Source organism: Burkholderia torrens (genome assembly GCF_984668525.1).
Map to the genome: position 1 here is coordinate 789,556 of NZ_OZ480212.1, position 20,925 is coordinate 810,480.

Annotated in this window: 11 protein-coding genes; 8 read left to right on the forward strand and 3 right to left on the reverse strand. The window is 68.7% G+C overall.

Annotated features, from left to right (window positions below):
* Positions 1-90: 90 nt before the first annotated feature.
* The 3 genes from AC5LXX_RS19880 (at position 91) to AC5LXX_RS19890 (ending at position 2,828) form a co-directional block, all read left to right on the forward strand.
* A complete protein-coding gene (locus tag AC5LXX_RS19880; RefSeq protein ID WP_124456631.1) occupies positions 91-801 on the forward strand; it encodes a response regulator in 711 nt (236 codons plus the stop codon).
* Between the two features lie 64 nt (positions 802-865).
* A complete protein-coding gene (locus AC5LXX_RS19885; protein ID WP_322081246.1) occupies positions 866-1,996 on the forward strand; it encodes an ATP-binding protein in 1,131 nt (376 codons plus the stop codon).
* Positions 1,997-2,201: 205 nt separating this feature from the next.
* A complete protein-coding gene (locus AC5LXX_RS19890; protein ID WP_493412797.1) occupies positions 2,202-2,828 on the forward strand; it encodes an FMN-dependent NADH-azoreductase in 627 nt (208 codons plus the stop codon).
* Positions 2,829-2,895: 67 nt separating this feature from the next.
* On the opposite strand, the gene AC5LXX_RS19895 is transcribed toward AC5LXX_RS19890, so the two are convergent.
* Positions 2,896-5,298, reverse strand: coding sequence for a patatin-like phospholipase family protein (locus tag AC5LXX_RS19895; protein ID WP_493412798.1), 2,403 nt, complete (start codon positions 5,296-5,298; stop codon positions 2,896-2,898).
* Positions 5,299-5,568: 270 nt separating this feature from the next.
* Here AC5LXX_RS19895 and AC5LXX_RS19900 point away from each other — a divergent pair, with 270 nt between their 5' ends.
* Positions 5,569-6,603: a rod shape-determining protein gene (locus AC5LXX_RS19900; protein WP_124456635.1), complete on the forward strand. Its 1,035-nt coding sequence runs from the start codon at positions 5,569-5,571 to the stop codon at positions 6,601-6,603.
* Between the two features lie 209 nt (positions 6,604-6,812).
* Positions 6,813-7,472 (forward strand): YdcF family protein, encoded by a 660-nt coding sequence (locus AC5LXX_RS19905; protein ID WP_493412799.1) that lies wholly within the window; start codon positions 6,813-6,815, stop codon positions 7,470-7,472.
* A gap of 458 nt (positions 7,473-7,930) precedes the next feature.
* Here AC5LXX_RS19905 and AC5LXX_RS19910 read toward each other — a convergent pair whose 3' ends face one another.
* The gene (locus tag AC5LXX_RS19910) at positions 7,931-8,119 is read right to left on the reverse strand and encodes a hypothetical protein (protein ID WP_493412800.1); all 189 of its coding nucleotides are present in this window, start codon (positions 8,117-8,119) and stop codon (positions 7,931-7,933) included.
* Here AC5LXX_RS19910 and AC5LXX_RS19915 point away from each other — a divergent pair.
* From AC5LXX_RS19915 to AC5LXX_RS19925, 3 genes are all read left to right on the forward strand, one after another.
* Positions 8,118-16,715 (forward strand): autotransporter-associated beta strand repeat-containing protein, encoded by an 8,598-nt coding sequence (locus AC5LXX_RS19915; RefSeq protein ID WP_493412801.1) that lies wholly within the window; start codon positions 8,118-8,120, stop codon positions 16,713-16,715. The two genes, AC5LXX_RS19910 and AC5LXX_RS19915, sit on opposite strands and share 2 nt — an antisense overlap.
* Positions 16,716-16,871: 156 nt before the next feature.
* Positions 16,872-19,094, forward strand: coding sequence for an amylo-alpha-1,6-glucosidase (locus tag AC5LXX_RS19920; RefSeq protein WP_493412802.1), 2,223 nt, complete (start codon positions 16,872-16,874; stop codon positions 19,092-19,094).
* A 97-nt stretch (positions 19,095-19,191) separates the two neighbouring features.
* Positions 19,192-19,443: a hypothetical protein gene (locus AC5LXX_RS19925; protein ID WP_006482135.1), complete on the forward strand. Its 252-nt coding sequence runs from the start codon at positions 19,192-19,194 to the stop codon at positions 19,441-19,443.
* Positions 19,444-19,936: 493 nt separating this feature from the next.
* On the opposite strand, the gene penR is transcribed toward AC5LXX_RS19925, so the two are convergent.
* Positions 19,937-20,827 (reverse strand): beta-lactamase transcriptional regulator PenR, encoded by an 891-nt coding sequence (gene penR, locus AC5LXX_RS19930; RefSeq protein ID WP_493412803.1) that lies wholly within the window; start codon positions 20,825-20,827, stop codon positions 19,937-19,939.
* Between the last annotated feature and the right edge of the window lie 98 nt (positions 20,828-20,925).

A 20,925-nucleotide genomic window follows, 5' to 3' on the forward strand; every position in this document is an offset into this window, starting at 1 on the left:
AGTATCATGCGGTACGTTTCGGCCGAGGGCCGGCGTCCGGCACGGGCCGGCGCCGTCGCCGCGGCCTTCCTGATGATCCGACCGCTGCCCATGTCTTTTCGTATCCTGCTCGTCGAAGACGACACCCGCCTGTCCACGCTGATCGCCGGCTACCTGCGCAAGAACGACTACGAAGTCGACACTGTGCTGCATGGCGACGCCGCGGTGCCGGCGATCCTGTCCATTCGTCCCGATCTCGTTATCCTCGACGTGAACCTGCCGGGCAAGGACGGTTTCGAAATCTGCCGCGAGGCGCGCAAGCAGTACGACGGCGTGATCATCATGGTGACGGCGCGCGACGAGCCGTTCGACGAACTGCTCGGCCTCGAATTCGGCGCGGACGACTACGTGCACAAGCCGGTCGAGCCGCGCATCCTGCTCGCGCGGATCAAGGCGCAGCTGCGCCGCGCGCCCGTGCGCGCGACCGAGAACGCCGCGCCGCAGCCCGAGCGCTACGCGTTCGGCAAGTTCTCGATCGACCGCACCGACCGCACCGTCGTGCTGCCCGACGGCAGCACGCCCGACCTGACGTCAGCCGAATTCGACCTGCTGTGGGCGCTCGTGTGCCATGCGGGCGAAGTCGTCAGCCGCGACGACCTGATGCTGCAGTTGCGCGGCGTCGAATTCGACGGCCTCGACCGCACGATCGACGGGCGCATCTCGAAGCTGCGCCGCAAGTTGCGCGACGATGCGAGCAACCCGCAGCGGATCAAGACGATCCGCAGCAAGGGTTATCAATTCAGCAAGCACGCGTGGGAATGACGCCGCCCGCGCGCGACGCCGTCACGTTCCGCGCGGGCATTCCGCCCGCCGGCCCGGAGCCGCGATGATCCGACGAACCCGTTCGCACCCCGATGCACCGCCGCTGCCGACGCTGCGCTACGTCAAATGGCGCTGGCTGCATTTCCGCCGCGCATGGACCGACACGCGCGCCGACCGTATACCGAGCTGGTCGCGCCTGTATGTGCGCACCTACCTGCACCTGCTCGGCCTCGTCCTGCTGACCGCACTGGTGCCGGCGCTCGCGCTGTGCGTCGAATTGTCGCCGCAAGTCGTGTGGCATGCGTTCGACTCGCTGCCGGGCGATATCTGGATCGTGCTCGCGTTCGTGTTCGCCGCGCCCGCGCTCGCCGCGTACCGGTGGATGCGGCCCGTCTGGTCGGATCTCGTGATGGTGCGCGAACGCGCGATCGACTTCACGGGCGGCCGCTTCAACACGCGTGCACGTGAATCGCACAGCGTGATCATCGGCCCGCTCGCGCGCACGCTGAATGCGCTCGCGATGCGCATGGAGCGGCTGATCGCCGCGCAGCGCGACCTGACGAACGGCATTTCGCACGAGCTGCGCACGCCGCTCGCGCGCGTGCGCTTCGCGCTCGAAATGCTGCGCGAGCCGAGTTCCGCGGCCGAGTACCAGGGCGCGCTCGAGAGCATCGCGCAGGATGTGACCGAGCTCGAGGAGCTGATCGACATGAGCCTCACGTACGCGCGGCTCGAATACAGCTCGCTGCAGTCGAACCTCGAGATGACCGCGCCCGTCGCGTGGTTCGAGCATCAGGTCGACGACGCGCAACTGCTGTATCCGGAACGCGCGATCGAGTCGCGCATCGCGATCGCTTCGGACCTGCGCGTGAAGATGGACCGGCGGCTGATGTCGTATGCGATGCGCAACCTGCTGCGCAATGCGAGCAAGTACGCGAGATCGCGGATCGTCGTCGGGATATCGCTCGTGCACGGCAACATCGGGATCTTCGTCGAGGACGACGGCCCCGGCGTGCCCGAGAGCGAGCGCGAACGGATCTTCGATGCCTTCGTGCGGCTCGACCGCCGCACCGGCGGCTACGGGCTCGGCCTGTCGATCACGCGGCAGGTGCTCCATGCGCACAACGGTCGGATCGCGGTCGTCGATCCGGTCGAGCTCGGCGGCGCGCGCTTCGAAATCAGCTGGCCGGTCTAGCAATTCCGCGCACGAGGTCCGATCCTCGATCGCCGCGATGGCGGCGCGCGTCGATTGGACGCGCGTCGCCGACCATTCCTGCCGCCCCTTTCCCTCGTTGATGCCTCTTTTGCGCCGCAATCGGATGAAGATTCGTTTGCGGCATGCGCACGCTTTGCATTACGATTGCATTTGCAACTATAACTCGTGTGCGAGGTCACGCATCATGCGGCTGCTGAACATCGTGTCTTCTCCGCGCGGCGCCCGGTCGGCGTCAATCGCGGTCGCCAGTGCGTTTGTCGATGCGTGCCGCAACGCGAACGCGCTGCTCGACGTCGATACGCTGAATGTCTGGGACGCGGACTTGCCGGACTTCGACAGCGAGGCGATCGGCGCGAAGTACAAAGGCGTCGCCAACGAACCGATGAATGCCGCCGAGCAGTCGGTCTGGCTGCGGATTCAGTCGCTCGTGAAGCGGTTTCAGGAGGCGGACCGGATCGTCGTCGGCGTGCCGATGTGGAATTTCGGTTATCCGTACAAACTCAAGCAGCTGATCGATCTCGTCAGCCAGCGGAACATGCTGTTCACGTTCGACGGTGCCGCCTATGGCCCGCTGCTGAAGATTCCGCGCGCGCTGGTCATCCATGTCCGCGGACAGAGCGGGGAAACCGGTGCGGGGCGTCTCGACACCCCCGGGTTCGGGCATCAGGCCGATTACATCGAATTCTGGCTGAAGTTCATCGGCGTGGACGAGGTCAGGAGCCTGACCGTCGGACACACGTGGAATGCGGGAGCGCGCGACAGCATCGCGCGGGCGCAAGCGCGGGCGGTGGCGATGGCCGCGGATTTCTGATCGGGAGTTCGAAGGCAGGACGGCAACGCGGCACCACGGATGCCGCCGAAGCGGCATCCGTGCATGCTCAGTACGTACGGCCGAGCTGCAGGTAGAAGTTGCGGCGGCCGCCCGGCGCGAGCGCCACGCCGATATAGACGGGCCCGAACGCGGTCGACAGGCTCGTGAAGAACGTATAGCTCTGCTTGAGTGCGCCGCCGCCGATTTGCTGCCCGCTCGACCACACGTTGCCGACTTCCGCGCTGGCGCCGACCGACAGCGCCTTGACCGGCGACGCGTTGAACGTCATCAACTGGTTCATGTAGGTCACCTGCGCATACGCGAGCTCGTTGCCGTTCAGCTGGTCGGCCGCATACGCGGACAGGTGCTGGAAGCCGCCGAGCGTGAAGTTGAACGCGTTGATCAGGTTGGTGCCGCCGATACTCTTGCCGCCTTCGATCGTCGCGCTGACGCTGTGCCGGCCGAACTGCTGCGCGACCATCGCCTTGCCGTAGATCTCGGTGTAGGGCGCGTTGTTGATGCTGTCGTCGAACTCCGACGCCGAGCCTCCGTTGCGCGACACCAGCGAGCGTTCGACACGCAGCTCGGTGAAATAGCCCTTGCGCGGGAACAGCGGATCGTCGAGCTGGTCGATGACGAGCCGCGCGCGCGCGGTCAGCGCCTGCGACGTGAAGCTTGGCCACAGCAGCGTCTGGCCGCTCCCGTCGTCCAACGGCACGTTGTAGGTCGGCGAACCGTGTCCGGTCACGTAACCGACGCCGATCCGGAAATCGCCGAGCCGCCCGATCGGCAGGCCGAGATCGAGCCCGGCGCGCGCCGTCTGCATCAGGTACTGCGTGATCTTCACGTTGCCGCTGTCGTCGTACAGGTTCGCGTAGCGGCGCTGGTATTCCGCGTAGGGCGACAGGTAGACGCCGTAGGCGGCCGGCAGCGGCTGGCGCAATTCGATGCGCGCCGACTGCAGGTCGCTGCCGATCGTCGTATCCGCGCGGAATTCGAGCCCCGACTCGGTGAGCCACGGCCGCCGGTAGCCGACGTGCAGCCGGAAGCCGCCCTCGTCGGTCGAGCTGCTCGACATGCCGAGCCCGAACAGCAGGAAATTCGGCCCCCAGTACTTCTCGCGCGCGTTGATCTCGAGCACGTTGTCGTCGCCGTGGCTCACGATCTGCTGCGTGACGCTCTCGAAATTGCCGCCCGTCGTGAGCCCGAGCAGGTCCTGGCTGACGGTCTGCGGATCGTAGGTATCGCCGGGCTTCACGTGCAGCGCATTGCTGACGACGCGCTTCGGCACGCCGCCGCTGGTCTGGATGTCGATGCGCGTGATCCGGATCGGCGGCGGCAGCGGCTGCGCGTGCGCGGACCGGTAGGCTGCGTACTGCTCCGGCGTGAGCGCGAAACGCTGCAGCTTCGGCAGCGCGGCGGTCGCGGCGGCCGCGCCGGCGGCGATCGCCTGCTTCGCGTTCTGGAAATCGGTGAACGCGAGCGCGCCGAGGTCCGGCGTGAGCAGCACGTCCCGTGCGTCGAGCTGCTTGCGCTGCGCGGTCACGTTCTGGCGGATCAGGATGCCGACCATCTGCTGCATCACGTCGGCGGGCGACGCGAGCGCATCGAGCGGGCGCAGTTGCGAGCCGATGTCGACCGCGATCACGACGTTCGCGCCCATCTGCCGCGCGGTGTCGACGGGGAGGTTGCTGACGAGCCCGCCGTCCACGAGCGCGCGCCCGTTGATCTCGGCCGGCGCGAACAGCCCCGGCATCGCCATGCTCGCGCGGATCGCGAGCGGCAGCGAGCCGTGGTCGAGCACGACCATCTGGCCCGTCTGCAGGTCGGTCGCGACCGCGCGGTACGGGATCGGCAGGCGGTCGAACGGCTGGTTGGTCGGCACGGCGGCCGTCCAGTTCGCGAGCAGCGCCTGCAGCCGGTTGCCCTGCACGAGGCCGACCGGCGCCTTCACGCCCTTCTTGCCGAAGCCGAGCGTCAGCCCGTTGATGTACAGGCGTTCGTCTTCCCGGCTCGTTTGCGGCAGGTCCGCGCGGTCCGTCACGTCGAACGCGATATCCGCGAGGTTGACCTCCGACAGCCGCTTCTGCATCTCGCCGGCCGCCATCCCGCTCGCGTACAGGCCGCCGACCACGGCGCCCATGCTGGTACCGGCGATGCAGTCGATCGGGATCCGGTTGTCCTCCAATACCTTCAGGACACCGAGGTGTGCGTAACCGCGCGCGCCGCCGCCGGACAGCACGAGGCCGATCGACGGCCGGCCGGCCGGGCCGCCGTCGGCCGTGCAGGCTTCCGCGGGTGCAGCGGGCCTGGCCGCGGGCGTGTCGGCTGTCGTGGCCGCGGTGGCCGGGGCAGCAGCGGGTTCGGTGGCCGGCAGCGGCTGCGCGGCGACCGTGCAGCACCAGAAGGCGACGAGCGTCGTGCAGAGCGGGCGCACCCGCGCCCAGCGGGAGGAAACGGTCGCTGTCATGGTGAAAATACCTGGCGTGATCGGGCGTCTGAGGCCTGCCGGGAGCAGGCAAGACCGAGAGATTACCGTGTTTTACACGCGCAACGCGAGAGGCCGTTGTGCAGCCTGAGGCATCCGAAATGTCATTTTCGGCAATATCGCCGCGAAAAAATCCTCGGAATTGCCTAAAGTATCGGAACGATTTGCCGCTAAGCTCGTGATGGGGCGGCATGGACGCGCCGCGAAAACGCGGCGCGGCTGTCCCGGCCCGTTCCTTCACAAAGGTTTGATATGTCGACACCGCTGTTCGGAAAGTTGTTTGCGCAACCCGTTGCGATCGACCCTGGAACGGCGAGTACGCAGATTTATACGCACGAGCGCGGTGTGGTGCTGAACCAGCCGTCGGTCGTCTGCTTCCGCAAGGGCGGCGCGACCGACGCGCGGCCGACGCTCGAGGCCGTCGGCGAGCTCGCGAAGGCGCTGCTCGGCCGCGAACCGGGGCATCTCGAAGCCGTGCGGCCGATGCGGCACGGTGTGATCGCCGACGCGCACGCGGCCGAGCAGATGATCCGCAGCTTCATCGACATGTCGCGCACGCGGTCGCGCTTCGGCCGCCGGGTCGAGGTCACGCTGTGCGTGCCGTCCGACGCGACGGCCGTCGAGCGCCGCGCGATCCGCGAGGCCGCGTTCGCGGCCGGTGCATCGGACGTCGAACTGATCGAGGAGTCGCTCGCGGCCGGGCTCGGCGCCGGCCTGCCGGTCACCGAGCCGGTCGGCTCGATGGTCATCGACATCGGCGGCGGGACGACCGAAGTCGCGGTGATCGCGCTCGGCGGGATCGTCTATCGCGAGGCGATCCGCGTCGGCGGCAGCCAGTTCGACGCGGCGATCGTCAACCATGTCCGCAACCTGTATGGCGTGCTGCTCGGCGAGCAGACGGCCGAGCACGTGAAGAAGACGATCGGCTCGGCCACCAGCGCGGTGCCGCGCACGTCGACGCGTGCGGTGGGGCGCAGCATCGGCGACGGCCTGCCGCGCTCGGTCGAGCTGTCCAACCACGACGTCGCGGACGCGCTGGCCGCGCCGCTGAAGCAGGTGATCGGTGCGGTGAAGTCGGTGCTGGAAAACGCGCCGGCCGAGCTCGTGACCGACATCGCCAATCGCGGCGTGGTGCTGACGGGCGGCGGCGCGCTGCTCGCCGATCTCGAGCGCCTGCTCTATGACGAGACGGGGCTGGTCGCCCGGATCGCCGACGAACCGGCCACCTGCGCGGTGCGCGGCGCCGGCGAGGCGATGGGGCGGCTGTCGATGTGTCCGGCCGACTGAGCCGGTTCCGCGGCCGGTCGCGCAGGCATTCGCACTCCTTCGATCTCCCTCTTGCCGCCACGCGCTGCGTCGATCGTCGTGTCGAACGGCCGCCGACCTACCGGCATCGGTCCGCCGCGTGGACACGCGCGAGCGCGCCATGCTAGGGTGTTGCGCCCGTCCGGGGCCGGGCCAGCCAGCACGCCCGACGACCTGAGAGACCGACAACCTTGAAATATCGAACCAAACGGGGCTTTGCGGCCCGAGCGGGCCGCCTGCTGGCCGTTTTCGCGTGCCTCTGGGTCGCGGCGGCCGTTGCGATCGTCGTCCACGGGATGCGGATGCCGAGTGAGCCGGCGGACTTGGCCGTGATCTTCGGCAACGCGCTCGACGATACCGGCGCGCCGAAGCCCGTGCTCGCGGCCCGGCTCGATGTCGGCGTGCGCTGCTACCGCGCGGGGCAGTGCCCGGCGTTTCTGGTCAGCGGCGCGATCGACGGTCCCGGGCTGAACGAGGCGACGGCCATGCGCGACTATCTCGTCGCGCGCGGTGTGCCGCCCGACCGGATCGCGGTCGACGACCAGGGCGACAACACGCTCGCGACCGCGCGGCACACGCTCGCCTACCTGCAGGCGCACAAGCTGTCGCGCGTGCTGATCGTCAGCCAGTACTACCACCTCGCGCGGGCCCGGCTCGCGTTCGAGCGCGTCGGCATCGCGCGGGCGAACATCTCTGCCGCGTATCCGCATCGCTTCCAGTTGCGCGATGTCTATTCGAGCTGGCGCGAAGTGCCGGCTTACGCGATGTATGCGGTGCGGCTGTGGATGAATCCCGATGCGCGGCCCCTGTCGTTCCGGCCGATGCTTTATCTGATGAGCCTGTTTTCGTAACGCGCCGCGGCGCGAATATATTCGACACTCGGCAAGCGATAACGATTCGCGTTGCAATTTTGATGCGATGCGAAAATCCGGGTAAATCCATCGATCTCCGGAAAATCCCGATTTTCTCCAGTAATTAAGTGGGTGCTGATTATCCGCGTAGGCGATTTTCGGGAATTTTGATATTGCACTGCGGGACTCATATACCTTGAATCGAGAATGCGCATCAGCGTTTTCACGGATGCGGCGATTCCGCTCTTTCTGCGAAAAATCAAATAACAAAGACGAAAAACATGCAGGGGCGCCGCCGGACGTCTTTCGATGGGTAAAAAATACATGCTTGCAGGCCCTTGGTCCGATGGTTAAACATCGACTGGAAAACGGTCCGAGTTTGATATAGCCTTGTCTGATAAAAGCAGGGCAGTAATCAAATCAACCAGAAAGTCGCTGCAGAAAAACAGGGGCCGCCATCATGTCATTCGACTAGTCTTGCGTCTGCCATCCCGATCCCGGGCTGATTGAAAATTCATCCTTGAATAAACCGACGTTGCATCGCGACTGCCGGGGCGGACGCTTTTGTCCGCGATTTTCTGCTGCGCGCCGTGCGGCGCGGCCGCCATACCCGTATCAAAACCAAAACCAAAAACGAGGGAAAGCATGAATCTTGCGCGTTCGAAAAAAGCCGGTGAGCCGTTTCCGAGACTGCTGTTGCCGACAGGCGTTTTCCTGGCACTGTCCGGCGCGGGTATCGTGCCTGCCCATGCGACCTGCAGCCAGGCGGGCACGACGGTGACCTGTTCCGGCGTCGCGAACCCGCTGGCGCCGAGTTTCTCGAGCAACCTCAACAATGTGAACGCGACCGTCAACCCCGGCGCAAGCGTCGGCGTGCTGCTTGGCGTCGGCGGCACGGCGATGTCGCTGACGGGCAACAACGCCACGCTGACCAACAACGGCACGATCGACCCGTCCGCGCTCGGCTCGGGGCTCGGCATCCTGTCGAGCGGCGCGGTGATCGGCAACGCGGCGGCGAGCTCGGTCAACGTCACCAACAACGGCACGATGTTCGGCTCGACCGGCGTGGCGATCAGCGGCGTGACGGGCATGGCGCTGTCGGTCCAGAACGGCACGGGCGGCACGTCGAACATCAACAACACCGGTTCGATCGGTTCCACCGCGCTGGTCGGCGCGACGCTTACCGGCGCGGACTCGCCCGTCGTTGCCGCGTACGGCGGCGGCACGGTCAACATGACGAACAGCGGGACGATCACCGGCCGCGTGTCGCTCGGCTCGAACGGTACGCCCGGGCAAGGCAATACGTTTACCAACTCGGGCGTGATCAACGGCAGCGTGTCGATGGGCGCGAACAGCACGAACACGTTCAATGCGGTGACGGGCTCGCAGGTCAACACGGCGGGCGGCACCGGGGGCGCGTTCAACATCACGGTCGGTCCGGTCACGCTCGGTGTCGCGGCGACCGGCGTCGTCGACGGCGGCGCGGGTGGCAACAACACGCTCGTCCTGCAGCAGGGCGCTTCCGCGAACGGCACGATCGCGGCCAACAACTACATCAACTTCAATCACCTCGACGTCACGAGCGGCAACTGGACGATCAACGGTGCATCGACCGCGCAGGACGCGACGCTGGGGGGCGGCGTCGCGATCATCAACAACAACGCGTCGCTCGGCACGGGCACCATCACGGCCACCGGCGGCGCGCTGCAGGCGGGCACGGCGGGGCTCAACGTCTCCAACGACGTGACGATCGGCGCGGGCGGGCTGACGGTGCAGGGCGCGACCGGGCTTACGCTGTCGGGCGCGGTGTCGGGCGGCGGTGCGCTGACAAAGAACGATGGCGGCGTGCTGACGCTGTCCGGCGCGAATACCTACACGGGCGGCACGAACCTGAACGGCGGCGGCCTCACGGTCGGCAACAACTCGGCGCTCGGCACGGGTGCGCTCAACGTCAACGCGTCGGCGGCGCTCGACACGAGCACGAACGTGACGCTCGACAATGCGGTCAATCTCGCGACGGGTACGACACTGACAGTTGGCGGCAGCAACAATCTCGGGCTCACCGGCACGATCTCCGGGGCCGGCGGCCTCGTGAAGAACGGCGCGGCGACCACGACGCTGACCGGCGCGAATACGTATACGGGCGACACGACGATCAATTCCGGTACGCTCGCGCTGAGCGGAAACGGCAGCCTTGCGTCGACCGGCACGGTGAACCTGACCGGCGCGGGCGCGACGTTCGACCTGAGCGGTGCGTCGGGCGCGCGGACGATCGGCTCGCTGGCAGGCGCGGCGGGCACGAACGTGGCGCTCGGCAGCAACGGATTGACGATCAACGCCACCGGCAACGCGACCTATGCCGGCACGATCGGCGGCACGGGCAGCGTGACGCTCTCGGGCGCCGGCACGCAATCGCTGACCGGCACGAACGTGTACACGGGCGGGACCAACCTGAACGGCGGCAACCTCGCCGTCGGCAGCAACACGTCGCTCGGCACCGGCGCGGTGAACGTGAACGCTTCGTCGTCGCTCGACGCGACCACCAACGTGTCGCTCGCGAATGCCGTCAACCTCGCGACGGGCACGACGCTGACGCTGGCCGGCAGCACCGCGCTCGGGCTGGGCGGCACGATCTCGGGCGGCGGTGGCCTCGTGAAGAACGGCGCGGCGACCACGACGCTGTCCGGCGCGAATACCTACTCGGGCGGCACGACGCTGAACGCCGGCGGCCTGGTGCTCGGCAACGCGTCGGCACTCGGCACCGGCGCACTGACCGTCGGCGGCTCGGCGACGCTCGATACGAACGCGAATCTGACGGTCGGCAATGCGATCGATATCGGGACGGGCAATACGCTGACGCTCGGCGGCAGCAACGCGCTCGGGTTGAGCGGCGTGATTTCCGGCGCGGGTGCGCTCGTGAAGAACGGCGCGGCGACCACGACGCTGACGGGCGCGAACACGTACACGGGCGGCACGACGATCAACGCCGGCACGCTGGCGATCGGCGCGGGCGGCAGCCTGTCGTCGACGGGCACGGTGAACCTGGTTAATCCGGGTGCCGCGCTCGACATCAGCGCGGGCGGTGCACAGTCGATCGGCGCGTTGTCGGGCGGCGCCGGCACGAGCGTGAATCTCGGCACCAGCGCGCTGACGTTGGGCGGCACCGCCAGCGGCACGTTCGGCGGCGTGATCGGCGGCACGGGCAGCCTGACGCTCGCAGGCACCGGAACGCAGACGCTGAACGGCGCGAACGCATACACGGGCGGCACGAACCTCAATAGCGGCAGCCTCGTCCTCGGCAACAACGGGGCGCTCGGCACGGGCGCGCTGAACGTCGGCGGTGCGGCGACGCTCGATACGAACGCCAGCCTGTCGGTGGCCAACGCGGTCACCCTCGGCACGGGCGCGGCGCTGACGCTGGGCGGCAGCAACAACCTCGCGCTGGGCGGTGTGATTGCCGGTGCGGGCAGCCTCGTGAAGAACGGCGCAGCGACGACCACGCTGACGGGCGCGAACACCTACACGGGCGGCACGACGATCAACGCCGGCACGCTGGCGATCGGTGCGGGCGGCAGTCTCGCATCGACCGGCACGATGAACCTCGCGGGCGCCGGTGCGACGCTGGACCTGAGCGCCGCGACGGGCGGCCAGACGCTCGGTGCGCTGTCGGGCGTCGCGGGCACGAACCTCAACCTCGGCGGCAACGCGCTGACGCTGGGCGGGACCGCCAGCGGTACGTTCAGCGGTGCGATCGGCGGCACGGGCAGCCTGACGCTCGCAGGCACCGGCACGCAGACGCTGAACGGCGCGAGCACCTATACGGGCGGCACGAACCTCAATAGCGGTGGCGTGGTGCTCGGCAACAATGCGGCGCTGGGCACCGGCACGGTGAACGTCGGTGGCGCGGCGACACTCGATACGAACACGAGCCTGACGGTGGCCAACGCGGTCAACCTCGGCACGGGTGCGGCGCTCACGTTGGGCGGCAGCAATGCGCTCGACCTGAGCGGTGCGATTTCCGGTGCGGGCAGTCTCGTGAAGAACGGCGCGGCGACGACCACGCTGACGGGCGCGAACACCTACACGGGCGGCACGACGATCAACGCCGGCACGCTGGCGGTCGGTGCGGGCGGCAGCCTCGCGTCGACCGGCGCGATGAATCTCGCGAGTGCCGGCGCGACGCTCGATCTGAGCGCCGCGACGGGCGCACAAACGCTCGGCGCATTGTCGGGCGTCGCGGGCACGAACCTCAACCTCGGCGGCAACGCGCTGACGCTGGGTGGGACCGCCAGCGGCACGTTCAGCGGTGCGATCGGCGGCACGGGCAGCCTGACGCTCGCGGGCACCGGCACGCAGACGCTGTCCGGCGCGAACACCTATACGGGCGGTACGACGATCAACGCGGGCAGCACGCTCGCACTCGGCGCGGGCGGCAGCCTGGCGTCGACCGGTACGGTAAATCTGGCCGGGACAGGCGCGACGTTCAACCTGGGCGGCGCGACGGGCGCGCAGACGATCGGTGCGCTGACCGGTGCGGGCGGCACGAACGTGAACCTGGGCGGCAACGGGCTGACGCTGAGCAGCGCGGGCAACTACGCGTTCGGCGGTGCGATCGGCGGTACGGGCGGCCTGACGCTGGCCGGCGCGGGTACGCAGACGCTGACGGGCGCGAACACCTACACGGGCGGCACGACGATCGGCGGCAGCAGCACGCTCGCACTCGGCGCAGGCGGCAGCCTCGCGGCGACGGGTGCCGTGAATCTCGCGGCCGCGGGCGCGACGTTCAACCTGAGCGGCGCGTCGGGCGCGCAGACGATCGGCGCGCTGACCGGCGCGGGCGGAACGAACGTGACCCTCGGCGCGAATGCGCTGACAGTGAACGGCAGCGGCAACAACACGTTCGGCGGCGCGATCGGTGGAACGGGCGCGGTGACGTTCGCCGGCACCGGCACGCAAACGTTGACGGGCGCGAACACGTACACGGGCGGCACGACGATCAACGGCGGCAGCACGCTTGCACTCGGCGCGGGCGGCAGTCTCGCGTCGGGCAGCGCGGTGAATCTCGCGGGTACCGGTGCGACGTTCGACGTGAGCGGTGCGACGGGTGCGCAAACGCTCGGCGCGCTGACCGGCGCGGGCGGCACGAACGTGAATCTCGGCGCGAATGCACTCACGCTGAACGGCAGCGGCAACAGCACGTTCGGCGGCACGATCGGCGGGACGGGCGGCCTGACGCTCGCGGGCACCGGCACGCAGACGTTGACGGGCGCGAACACGTACACGGGCGGCACGACGATCGACGCGGGCGGCACACTCGCGCTCGGCGCGGGCGGCAGTCTAGCGGCGACGGGCTCGGTGAACCTCGCCGGCACGGGGGCGACGTTCGACGTGAGCGGTGCGACGGGCGCACAGGCGATCGGCGCGCTCACCGGTGTGGGCGGGTCGAACGTGACCCTCGGCGCGAATGCGCTGACACTGAACGGCAGCGGCAACAACACGTTCGGCGGCACGATCGGCGGGACGGGCGCGGTGACGTTCGCGGGCACCGGCACGCAGACGCTGACGGGCGCGAACACGTACACGGGCGGCACGACGATCAACGGCGGCAGCACGCTCGCACTCGGTGCGGGCGGCAGTCTCGCGTCGGGCAGTGCGGTGAATCTCGCGGGTACCGGCGCGACGTTCGACGTGAGCGGTGCGACGGGCGCGCAGACGCTCGGCACACTGTCGGGAGCAACCGGCACGAACGTGAACCTCGGCGCGAACACGTTGACGCTGAACGGTAGCGGCAACGGCACGTTCGGCGGCACGATCGGCGGGACGGGCGGCGTGACGCTGGCCGGTACCGGCACACAAACGCTGACGGGCGCGAACACGTATACGGGCGGCACGACGATCAACGGCGGCAGCACGCTCGCACTCGGCGCGAACGGCAGCCTCGCATCGACCGGATCGGTGAATCTGGCCGGCACGGGCGCGACGTTCAACCTGAGCGGCGCATCGGGTGCGCAGACGATCGGCACGCTGTCGGGCGCGGCCGGCACGAACGTGAACCTCGGTGCGAACGCGTTGACGCTGAGCGGCAGCGGTGCCGGCACGTTCGGCGGGACGATCGGCGGCACGGGTGCCGTGACGGTTGCGGGTACGGGCACGCAAACGCTGACGGGCGCGAACACGTACACGGGCGGCACGACGATCAACGGCGGCAGCACGCTTGCGCTCGGCGCGGGCGGCAGCCTCGCATCGACCGGATCGGTGAATCTGGCAGGCACGGGCGCGACGTTCAACCTGAGCGGCGCGACGGGTGCGCAGACGATCGGCACGCTGTCGGGCGCGACCGGCACGAACGTGAACCTTGGTGCAAACGCGTTGACGCTGAGCGGCAGCGGTGCCGGCACGTTCGGCGGGACGATCGGCGGCACGGGTGCCGTGACGGTTGCGGGTACGGGCACGCAGACGCTGACGGGCGCGAACACGTACACGGGCGGCACGACGATCGGCGGCGGCAGCACGCTCGCACTCGGTGCGGGCGGCAGTCTCGCGTCGGGCAGCACGGTGAATCTCGCGGGCGCAGGTGCGACATTCAACCTGAGCGGCGCATCGGGCGCGCAGACCATCGGTACGCTGACCGGCGCGACAGGCACGAACGTGACCCTCGGCGCGAACGCGCTGACGCTGAACGGCAGCGGCAACAGCACGTTCGGCGGCACGATCGGCGGGACGGGCGGCCTGACGCTCGCGGGCACCGGCACGCAGACGTTGACGGGCGCGAACACGTACACGGGCGGCACGACGATCAACGGCGGCAGCACGCTCGCGCTCGGCGCGGGCGGCAGTCTCGCATCGACCGGCTCGGTGAATCTGGCAGGCACGGGCGCGACGTTCAACCTGAGCGGCGCATCGGGCGCGCAGACGATCGGCACCCTGACCGGTGCGGCCGGCTCCAGCGTGAACCTCGGCACGAATGCGCTGACACTGAACGGCAGCACCAGCGGCGCGTTCGGCGGGACCATCGGCGGCGCAGGCGGCGTGACGGTGGCCGGTACCGGCACGCAGACGCTGACGGGCGCGAACACCTACATGGGCGGCACGACGATCAACGGCGGCAGCACGCTCGCGCTCGGTGCGGGCGGCAGTCTCGCGTCGACGGGCGCGGTGAATCTCGCCGGCGCGGGTGCGACGTTCGACGCGAGCGGGGCGACGGGCGCGCAGACGATCGGCGCGCTGTCGGGCGCGGCCGGCACGAACGTGACCCTCGGCACGAATGCGCTGACGTTGAACGGCAGCGGCAGCAGCACGTTCGCCGGCACGATCGGCGGCTCGGGCGGCGTGACGGTGGCGAGCGGCACGCAGGTGCTGACCGGCGGCAACACGTACACGGGCGGCACCACGATCGCGGCCGGCGGCACGCTGCAGCTTGGCAACGGCGGCACGTCGGGCAGCGTGGCCGGCAATGTCGTCGACAACGGTGCGCTGGTCGTCAATCAATCCGGCAACGTGACGATCGCGAGCGTGCTGTCCGGCGCCGGTTCGCTGACCCAGGCCGGCAGCGGCCAACTGACGCTGACGGGCACGAACACGCTGAGCGGCCCGACCACGGTCAGCGCGGGCACGCTCGCCGTCAACGGCTCGCTCGGCCAGTCGAACGTCACCGTGCAGAGCGGCGCGACGCTGACGGGAACCGGCACGGTCGGCGGCCTCGTGGTGCAGGGCGGTGCGACGGCGGCCGCATCGCAGCCGGGCGCGGCGCTGAACGTGGGCGGCAACGTCACGTTCCAGCCGGGTTCGACGTTCCAGGTCGCGGCGTCGCCGCAACAGAGCGGCAGCCTCGCCGCGGGCGGCACGGCGACGCTGAACGGCGGCACCGTGCAGGTGATCGCGAACCAGAGCGGCTACCAGCCGAGCACGACCTACACGATCCTCACGGCCGCATCGGGCGTGCAGGGCACGTTCAGCCAGGTGAACGCGAACTACGCGTTCCTGATGCCAACGCTCAGCTACGATCCGGGTCACGTGTACCTGCGGCTCGTCGAGAACGGCACGTCGTTGCCGGACGTCGCGACGACGCCGAACCAGCGTTCGGTCGCGACCGCGCTCGGCGGGCTCGGCGCCGGCAACCCGCTGTACGACGCAGTGCTGACGACTGACGCGCCCACCGCACGGCGCGCGTACGGGCTGCTCGACGGCGAACTGCAGGCGAGCCTGAAGAGCATGCTGCTGCTCGACAGCCGCTACGTGCGCGACGCGGTGACCGACCGTGTCCGCCAGGGCCTCGCACCCGGATCGGGCCCGCTTGCCGCGCTGTCGTCGGGCGGCGCCGCGCTGTGCGGCGACAACACGGCCGGCGTGGTCGACCCGACGCTGCCGCCGGAACGCCGGATCGGTTCGCGCGACGGGTGCTACGGCGGCACGCCGTATCAGCCGGTCGTCTGGGGGCAGGCGTTCGGCGGCCGCAGCAGGCTCGCCGGCGACGGCAATGCGTCGACGATCAACCGCAGCATGACGGGCTTCATCGCCGGCGCCGACATGGCGCTCAACGACAAGTGGCGTGCGGGTCTGGCGGCAGGCGTCACGCACAGTTCGCTCGACAACGACCAGAGCGCGTCGGCGGCGGTGAACAGCTACTACCTGTCGCTGTATGGCGGCGCGCAGTACGGCGCGCTCGGCGTGCGCGGCGGCGCGTCGTACACGTGGTACCGGATCAACAGCGACCGTTACCCCGGCTTCGCGGGCTTCTCGGATCACGACTCGGCCGGCTACAACGCGAATTCGGCGCAGGTGTTCGGCGAAGTCGGGTACGCGCTGCCGGTCGGGCCCGTCGCGATCGAACCGTTCGCGGGCCTCGCGTATGTGAACCTGCATACCGACGGCTACACGGAAACCGGTGGTGCGGCCGCGTTGCGCGCCGGCGGCGAGACGACTCACGTCGGCTTCTCGACACTCGGCCTGCGCGCGGCGTCGCAACTCGGCTCGATCGGGAGCGGTACGTTCACCGCGCGCGGGACGGTCGGCTGGCGCCATGCGTTCGGCAACGTGCGGCCGTCGTCGGCGTTCACGTTCGCGAACGGCGGTACGTCGTTCCAGGTGTCGGGCGTGCCGATTGCGCGCGACAGCGCGGTGCTCGAAGCCGGTATCGACGCGAACATCACGAAGCGCCTGACGCTCGGCCTCACGTACAGCGGCCAGTACGGCAGCGGCGTGCGCGACAACGCGATCCTCGGCAACATCCTGTGGAAGTTCTGAGCTGCACCTGATGTGCCTGTGCGCGACGCCAGGCGGCGACGGTAACGTCGCCGGGCGTCGCCTCTTTGTCGTCGCTGCGCACGTGCCCCGTTCTGGCCTATCCTGTGCGAAACACGCGACGCGCGCCGCGCGTTGCGCCTCGACACAGGAGCATCGATGCCGAATCACGCCGAAGCCACTACGACGCAGGCGCCGCAAGTCGCGCCTGTTGCCCCGACCACCGCGTCGGGCCCTGCCTTCATCGCACCCGAAGCCGATCCGCAGGCCCTCGCGCGCAACAACCAGTACGTGCTCAAATCCGGCGACGCGTTCGTCGTCAGCGACGCGCTCGGCGACATCGGCGGGCATGACGACGGCCTGTTCGTCGACGACATGCGCGTGCTGTCGAAATGGCGTCTGACGTTCGGCGGCCGGGCGCCGTCGCTGCTGTCGGGCGCGACTAGCGCCGACAACGCGTCGTTCACCGCGCACCTGACCAACCGTCCGCTGCCGCCGCTCGGCGGTCACGAGACGCCCGAGGGCGTGATCCATATCGAGCGGACGCGCGTGCTCGCGGGCGACGTGCTGTACGAAGCGCTGACGCTGACGAACTACGGCGCGAGCGAAGCCGAGGTGCCGCTGTCGCTGTCGTTCGCGGCCGATTTCAAGGACATGTTCGAGGTGCGCGGCACGCAGCGCCCGAAGCGCGGCACGGTCGTTGCTCCGCGCGTCGATGCAGGCGCGGTGCGGTTGCGCTACGACGGCCTCGACAGCGTCGAGCGCAACGTGACCGTGCATTTCTCGCCGGCGCCCGACGCGCTGTCGGTCGATCGTGCCGACTACACGCTGGCGATCGCCGCGCAGGCCTGCGTGTCGATCTACCTGACCGTCGATGCGACGCTCGGCCCGGCGCACGGCGAAGGGCCGGGATGCGGCCGCGTCGCGCTGCGCACCGCGCTCGTCGGCGTGCATCGCGAGATGCGCGCGCGGCGTGAGTCGATGGCGCGCGTGAACACCGGCAATCCGCTGTTCGACGCATGGCTCGATCGTTCGCTCGCGGATCTCGGGCTGCTCACGACGCAGCTCGACACGGGGCCGTACCCGTATGCGGGCATTCCGTGGTTCTCGACGCCGTTCGGCCGCGACGCGGTGATCACGTCGCTGCAGATGCTGTGGCTGCAGCCGTCGCTCGCGCGCGGCGTGCTGCGCTTTCTCGCCGAGCACCAGGCGCGCGAAACGTCTGCGTTCCGCGACGCGGAGCCCGGCAAGATCATGCACGAGTTCCGCCGCAGCGAGATGGCCGCCACGGGCGAGGTGCCGTTCGCGCTGTACTACGGTGGCGTCGACACGACGCCGCTGTTCATCGTGCTGGCCGGCGCCTATGTCGAACGCACCGGCGACGATGCGCTGATCGACGAACTGTGGCCCGCACTCGAACGCGCCGCGCAATGGGTGATCGACAAGTGCGACCGCAATCCGTACGGGCTGCTCGATTACCAGCGCACGTCGGAGCGCGGCCTCGCGAACCAGGGCTGGAAGGACAGCCACGATTCGGTGTTCCATGCGGACGGCCGCTTCCCCGACGGGCCGATCGCGCTCGTCGAAGTGCAGGCCTATGCGTGCGCGGCGCTCGATGCGATGTCGGCGTGCTCGCACCGGCGCGGCCACGCGGCCGACGCGACGCGCTACGCACTGCGCGCGAAGACGCTGCGCGACCAGGTCGACGCGCTGTTCTGGATGCCGGAAGGCGATTTCTACGGGATCGCGCTCGACGGTCATGGCGATCTGTGCCGCGTGTTCGCGTCGAACGCGGGCCACCTGCTCGCATTCGGCTTGCCCGACACCGAGCGCGGCGCGGCGGTGGCCGGCGTGCTCGGCTCGACGCTGTTCCAGACGGGGTGGGGCATTCGCACGCTCGCGGCCGGCCAGCCGCGCTTCAACCCGATGGCCTATCACAACGGCTCGGTATGGCCGCACGACAATGCGCTGATCGCACGCGGGCTCGCGCGCTACGGCGACAAGACGGCCGCGGTGAACCTGCTGCGCGCGCTGTTCGAGGCGGCGGTGAGCTTCGAGATGCGCCTGCCGGAACTGTTCTGCGGGTTCCCGCGCCGGCGCGGCGAACCGCCGACCGCGTATCCGGTAGCCTGCCTGCCGCAGGCATGGGCGGCCGGTGCGCCGTTCATGATGCTGCAGGCGTGTCTCGGCGTGAGCATCGACGCGTCGCGCCACGAGGTGCGCGTCGAGCGCCCGGCGCTGCCGGAAGGTGTCGACTGGTTGCGGATCGACGCGCTGCGCGTCGGCGACGAAACCGTGTCGCTGACGTTCCGCCGCGTCGACGGCCAGGTCGTCGCGGCGGCGGAGCAGCCGGGCCGCGTGAAGGTGGTCGCGGTGCTGTAGCGCCGTGCTGCGCGAACGTTGCGCGATGTCGCGCCACGTTCGCGCCCGGCGGCATAGAATCGTGACATGACCCTTGAACGATGGCGGAGGTAGAAAGATGACGACCGACAACCGGCCCGACGACGGCGAGCACAAGCTCGAGAATCTGGAAGCGGCGGTCGACCACCTGCACAAGTCGATCGAATCGCAGAGCATCGCGGTCGGCGCGGCGAAGGGCATCCTGTTCAGCCTGATCGAAACGCTCGGCGCACTGATCGGCGATCCCGATCTTCCCGAGCATGCGCGTTCGGGCTATGAAGCGCTGCGCGACAAGGCGAGCGAATTGCGCGGCGGGCTCGACCGGCATTGATGCATTGCTTGCGCCGGCGCTGCCCGATTCTGCAGATGAAGCACAAAACCCCGTGCGCTCAATGAGTTAGGTGGGCGCTGCGCAGGATATCCACAAGCTTGCCAACATAATCTGTGGAGAACCGGCCGGCCTTGCGGTCACGCGTGCGGTGCGTGCCCGGAGGTCGTCCGGTATGCGTCGAATGCCCTTCCGGTGCCACACCATTGACCGCTCAAGGTCCGGATATCGAATACCCTTGTGTATCAAGATGTTACGCGCCGGATCTGACGGATATCCACAGGCTTGCCAACAAAATCTGTGGACAACTTGCAATCGATTGCGTCGCATTGGTTGAGTATCAGGGCCGAATGCGACAGGTGTGCGAAGCCCCTGCACAAAGGCTGCCCGATGCGTGTACCGGAAAGCAAATGCGTGCACGATCAAGGGCTTGGATCCCGGGTGCCCAGGATATCCACATCCTTGCCAACATTTTCTGTGGACAAGCGAGGCCGCGTTACGCGTCCGGCGTCGTGCCGGCCGCCTCGGCCACGATCCAGTCGCGAAAGAGCGCCATCGCGGGCGTCAGCGGTTTCGATTTCAGCGACGTGAGCCAGTAACCGCCCGCGCACACGTCGATATCGAGCGGCCGTGCGAGCAGGCCGAGCTGCAGTTCGCGCGCGAACATGCAGGCCGGCGCGAGCGCGACCCCCGCACCCTGCATCGCAGCCTCGACCATCAGCCGCGACGAATCGAACACGGGCCCGTTGACCGTCCACGGCTCGAGCTGCGCGGCGTCGAACCAGCCGTGCCATTCGTCGGTGCGGTACGAGCGCAGCAGCGTTTCATTGGCGAGATCGGCCGGCTGCGCGAGGCGCCGCGCGATTTCCGGCGCGCATAGCGCGGTGAGCGGCGCATCGAGCAGCGGCTCGTTGCGGGTCGCCGGCCAGTTGCCTTCGCCGAAACGGATCGCGAAGTCGAGACCCTCGGCCGCCAGGTCGACGACATTGTTGTTGGTGCGCAGCCGCAGTTCGACGAACGGGTGCGTATCGCCGAATTGCTTCAGTCGCGGCATTAGCCAGCCTAGGGCAAAGGTGCCGACGACACCGAGTGTCAGCACCTCGCGGAAGCGCCCGCCGTCGAACTGCTTGAGCACCGTCTCGATGCGGCTGAACGCGTCGCTCAGCACGGGCAGCAGCGCGCGTCCTTCGTCGGTGAGCCCGAGGCCGCGCGGCAGCCGTGTAAACAGTGTGCAGCCGAGCCGCTCCTCGAGCGAGCGCACCTGCTGGCTGACCGCGGCCTGGGTCACGCTCAGCTCGAGGCCGGCGCGCGTGAAGTTCAGGTGGCGCGCCGACGATTCGAACGCGCGCAACGCATTGAGCGGAAGATGAGGGCGGAGCTTGGTCATAAGAATTTCTTTTGTCAGCGCTCAATTATCGTTGCTTGTCAGGCAACCGTAAAGTCTCGATAGTGCTGTCTCGGCGGCCGGCCGTTTTCAACGTCGAT

Excerpts from the sequence above, each read along its gene's own strand:
- AC5LXX_RS19880 (WP_124456631.1), top strand. The coding sequence starts at position 91 with ATGTCTTTTCGTATCCTGCTCGTCGAAGACGACACCCGCCTGTCCACG.
- AC5LXX_RS19885 (WP_322081246.1), top strand. The coding sequence starts at position 866 with ATGATCCGACGAACCCGTTCGCACCCCGATGCACCGCCGCTGCCGACG.
- AC5LXX_RS19890 (WP_493412797.1), top strand. The coding sequence starts at position 2,202 with ATGCGGCTGCTGAACATCGTGTCTTCTCCGCGCGGCGCCCGGTCGGCG.
- AC5LXX_RS19895 (WP_493412798.1), bottom strand. The coding sequence starts at position 5,298 with ATGACAGCGACCGTTTCCTCCCGCTGGGCGCGGGTGCGCCCGCTCTGC.
- AC5LXX_RS19900 (WP_124456635.1), top strand. The coding sequence starts at position 5,569 with ATGTCGACACCGCTGTTCGGAAAGTTGTTTGCGCAACCCGTTGCGATC.
- AC5LXX_RS19915 (WP_493412801.1), top strand. The coding sequence starts at position 8,118 with ATGAATCTTGCGCGTTCGAAAAAAGCCGGTGAGCCGTTTCCGAGACTG.
- AC5LXX_RS19910 (WP_493412800.1), bottom strand. The coding sequence starts at position 8,119 with ATGCTTTCCCTCGTTTTTGGTTTTGGTTTTGATACGGGTATGGCGGCC.
- AC5LXX_RS19920 (WP_493412802.1), top strand. The coding sequence starts at position 16,872 with ATGCCGAATCACGCCGAAGCCACTACGACGCAGGCGCCGCAAGTCGCG.
- AC5LXX_RS19925 (WP_006482135.1), top strand. The coding sequence starts at position 19,192 with ATGACGACCGACAACCGGCCCGACGACGGCGAGCACAAGCTCGAGAAT.
- penR (WP_493412803.1), bottom strand. The coding sequence starts at position 20,827 with ATGACCAAGCTCCGCCCTCATCTTCCGCTCAATGCGTTGCGCGCGTTC.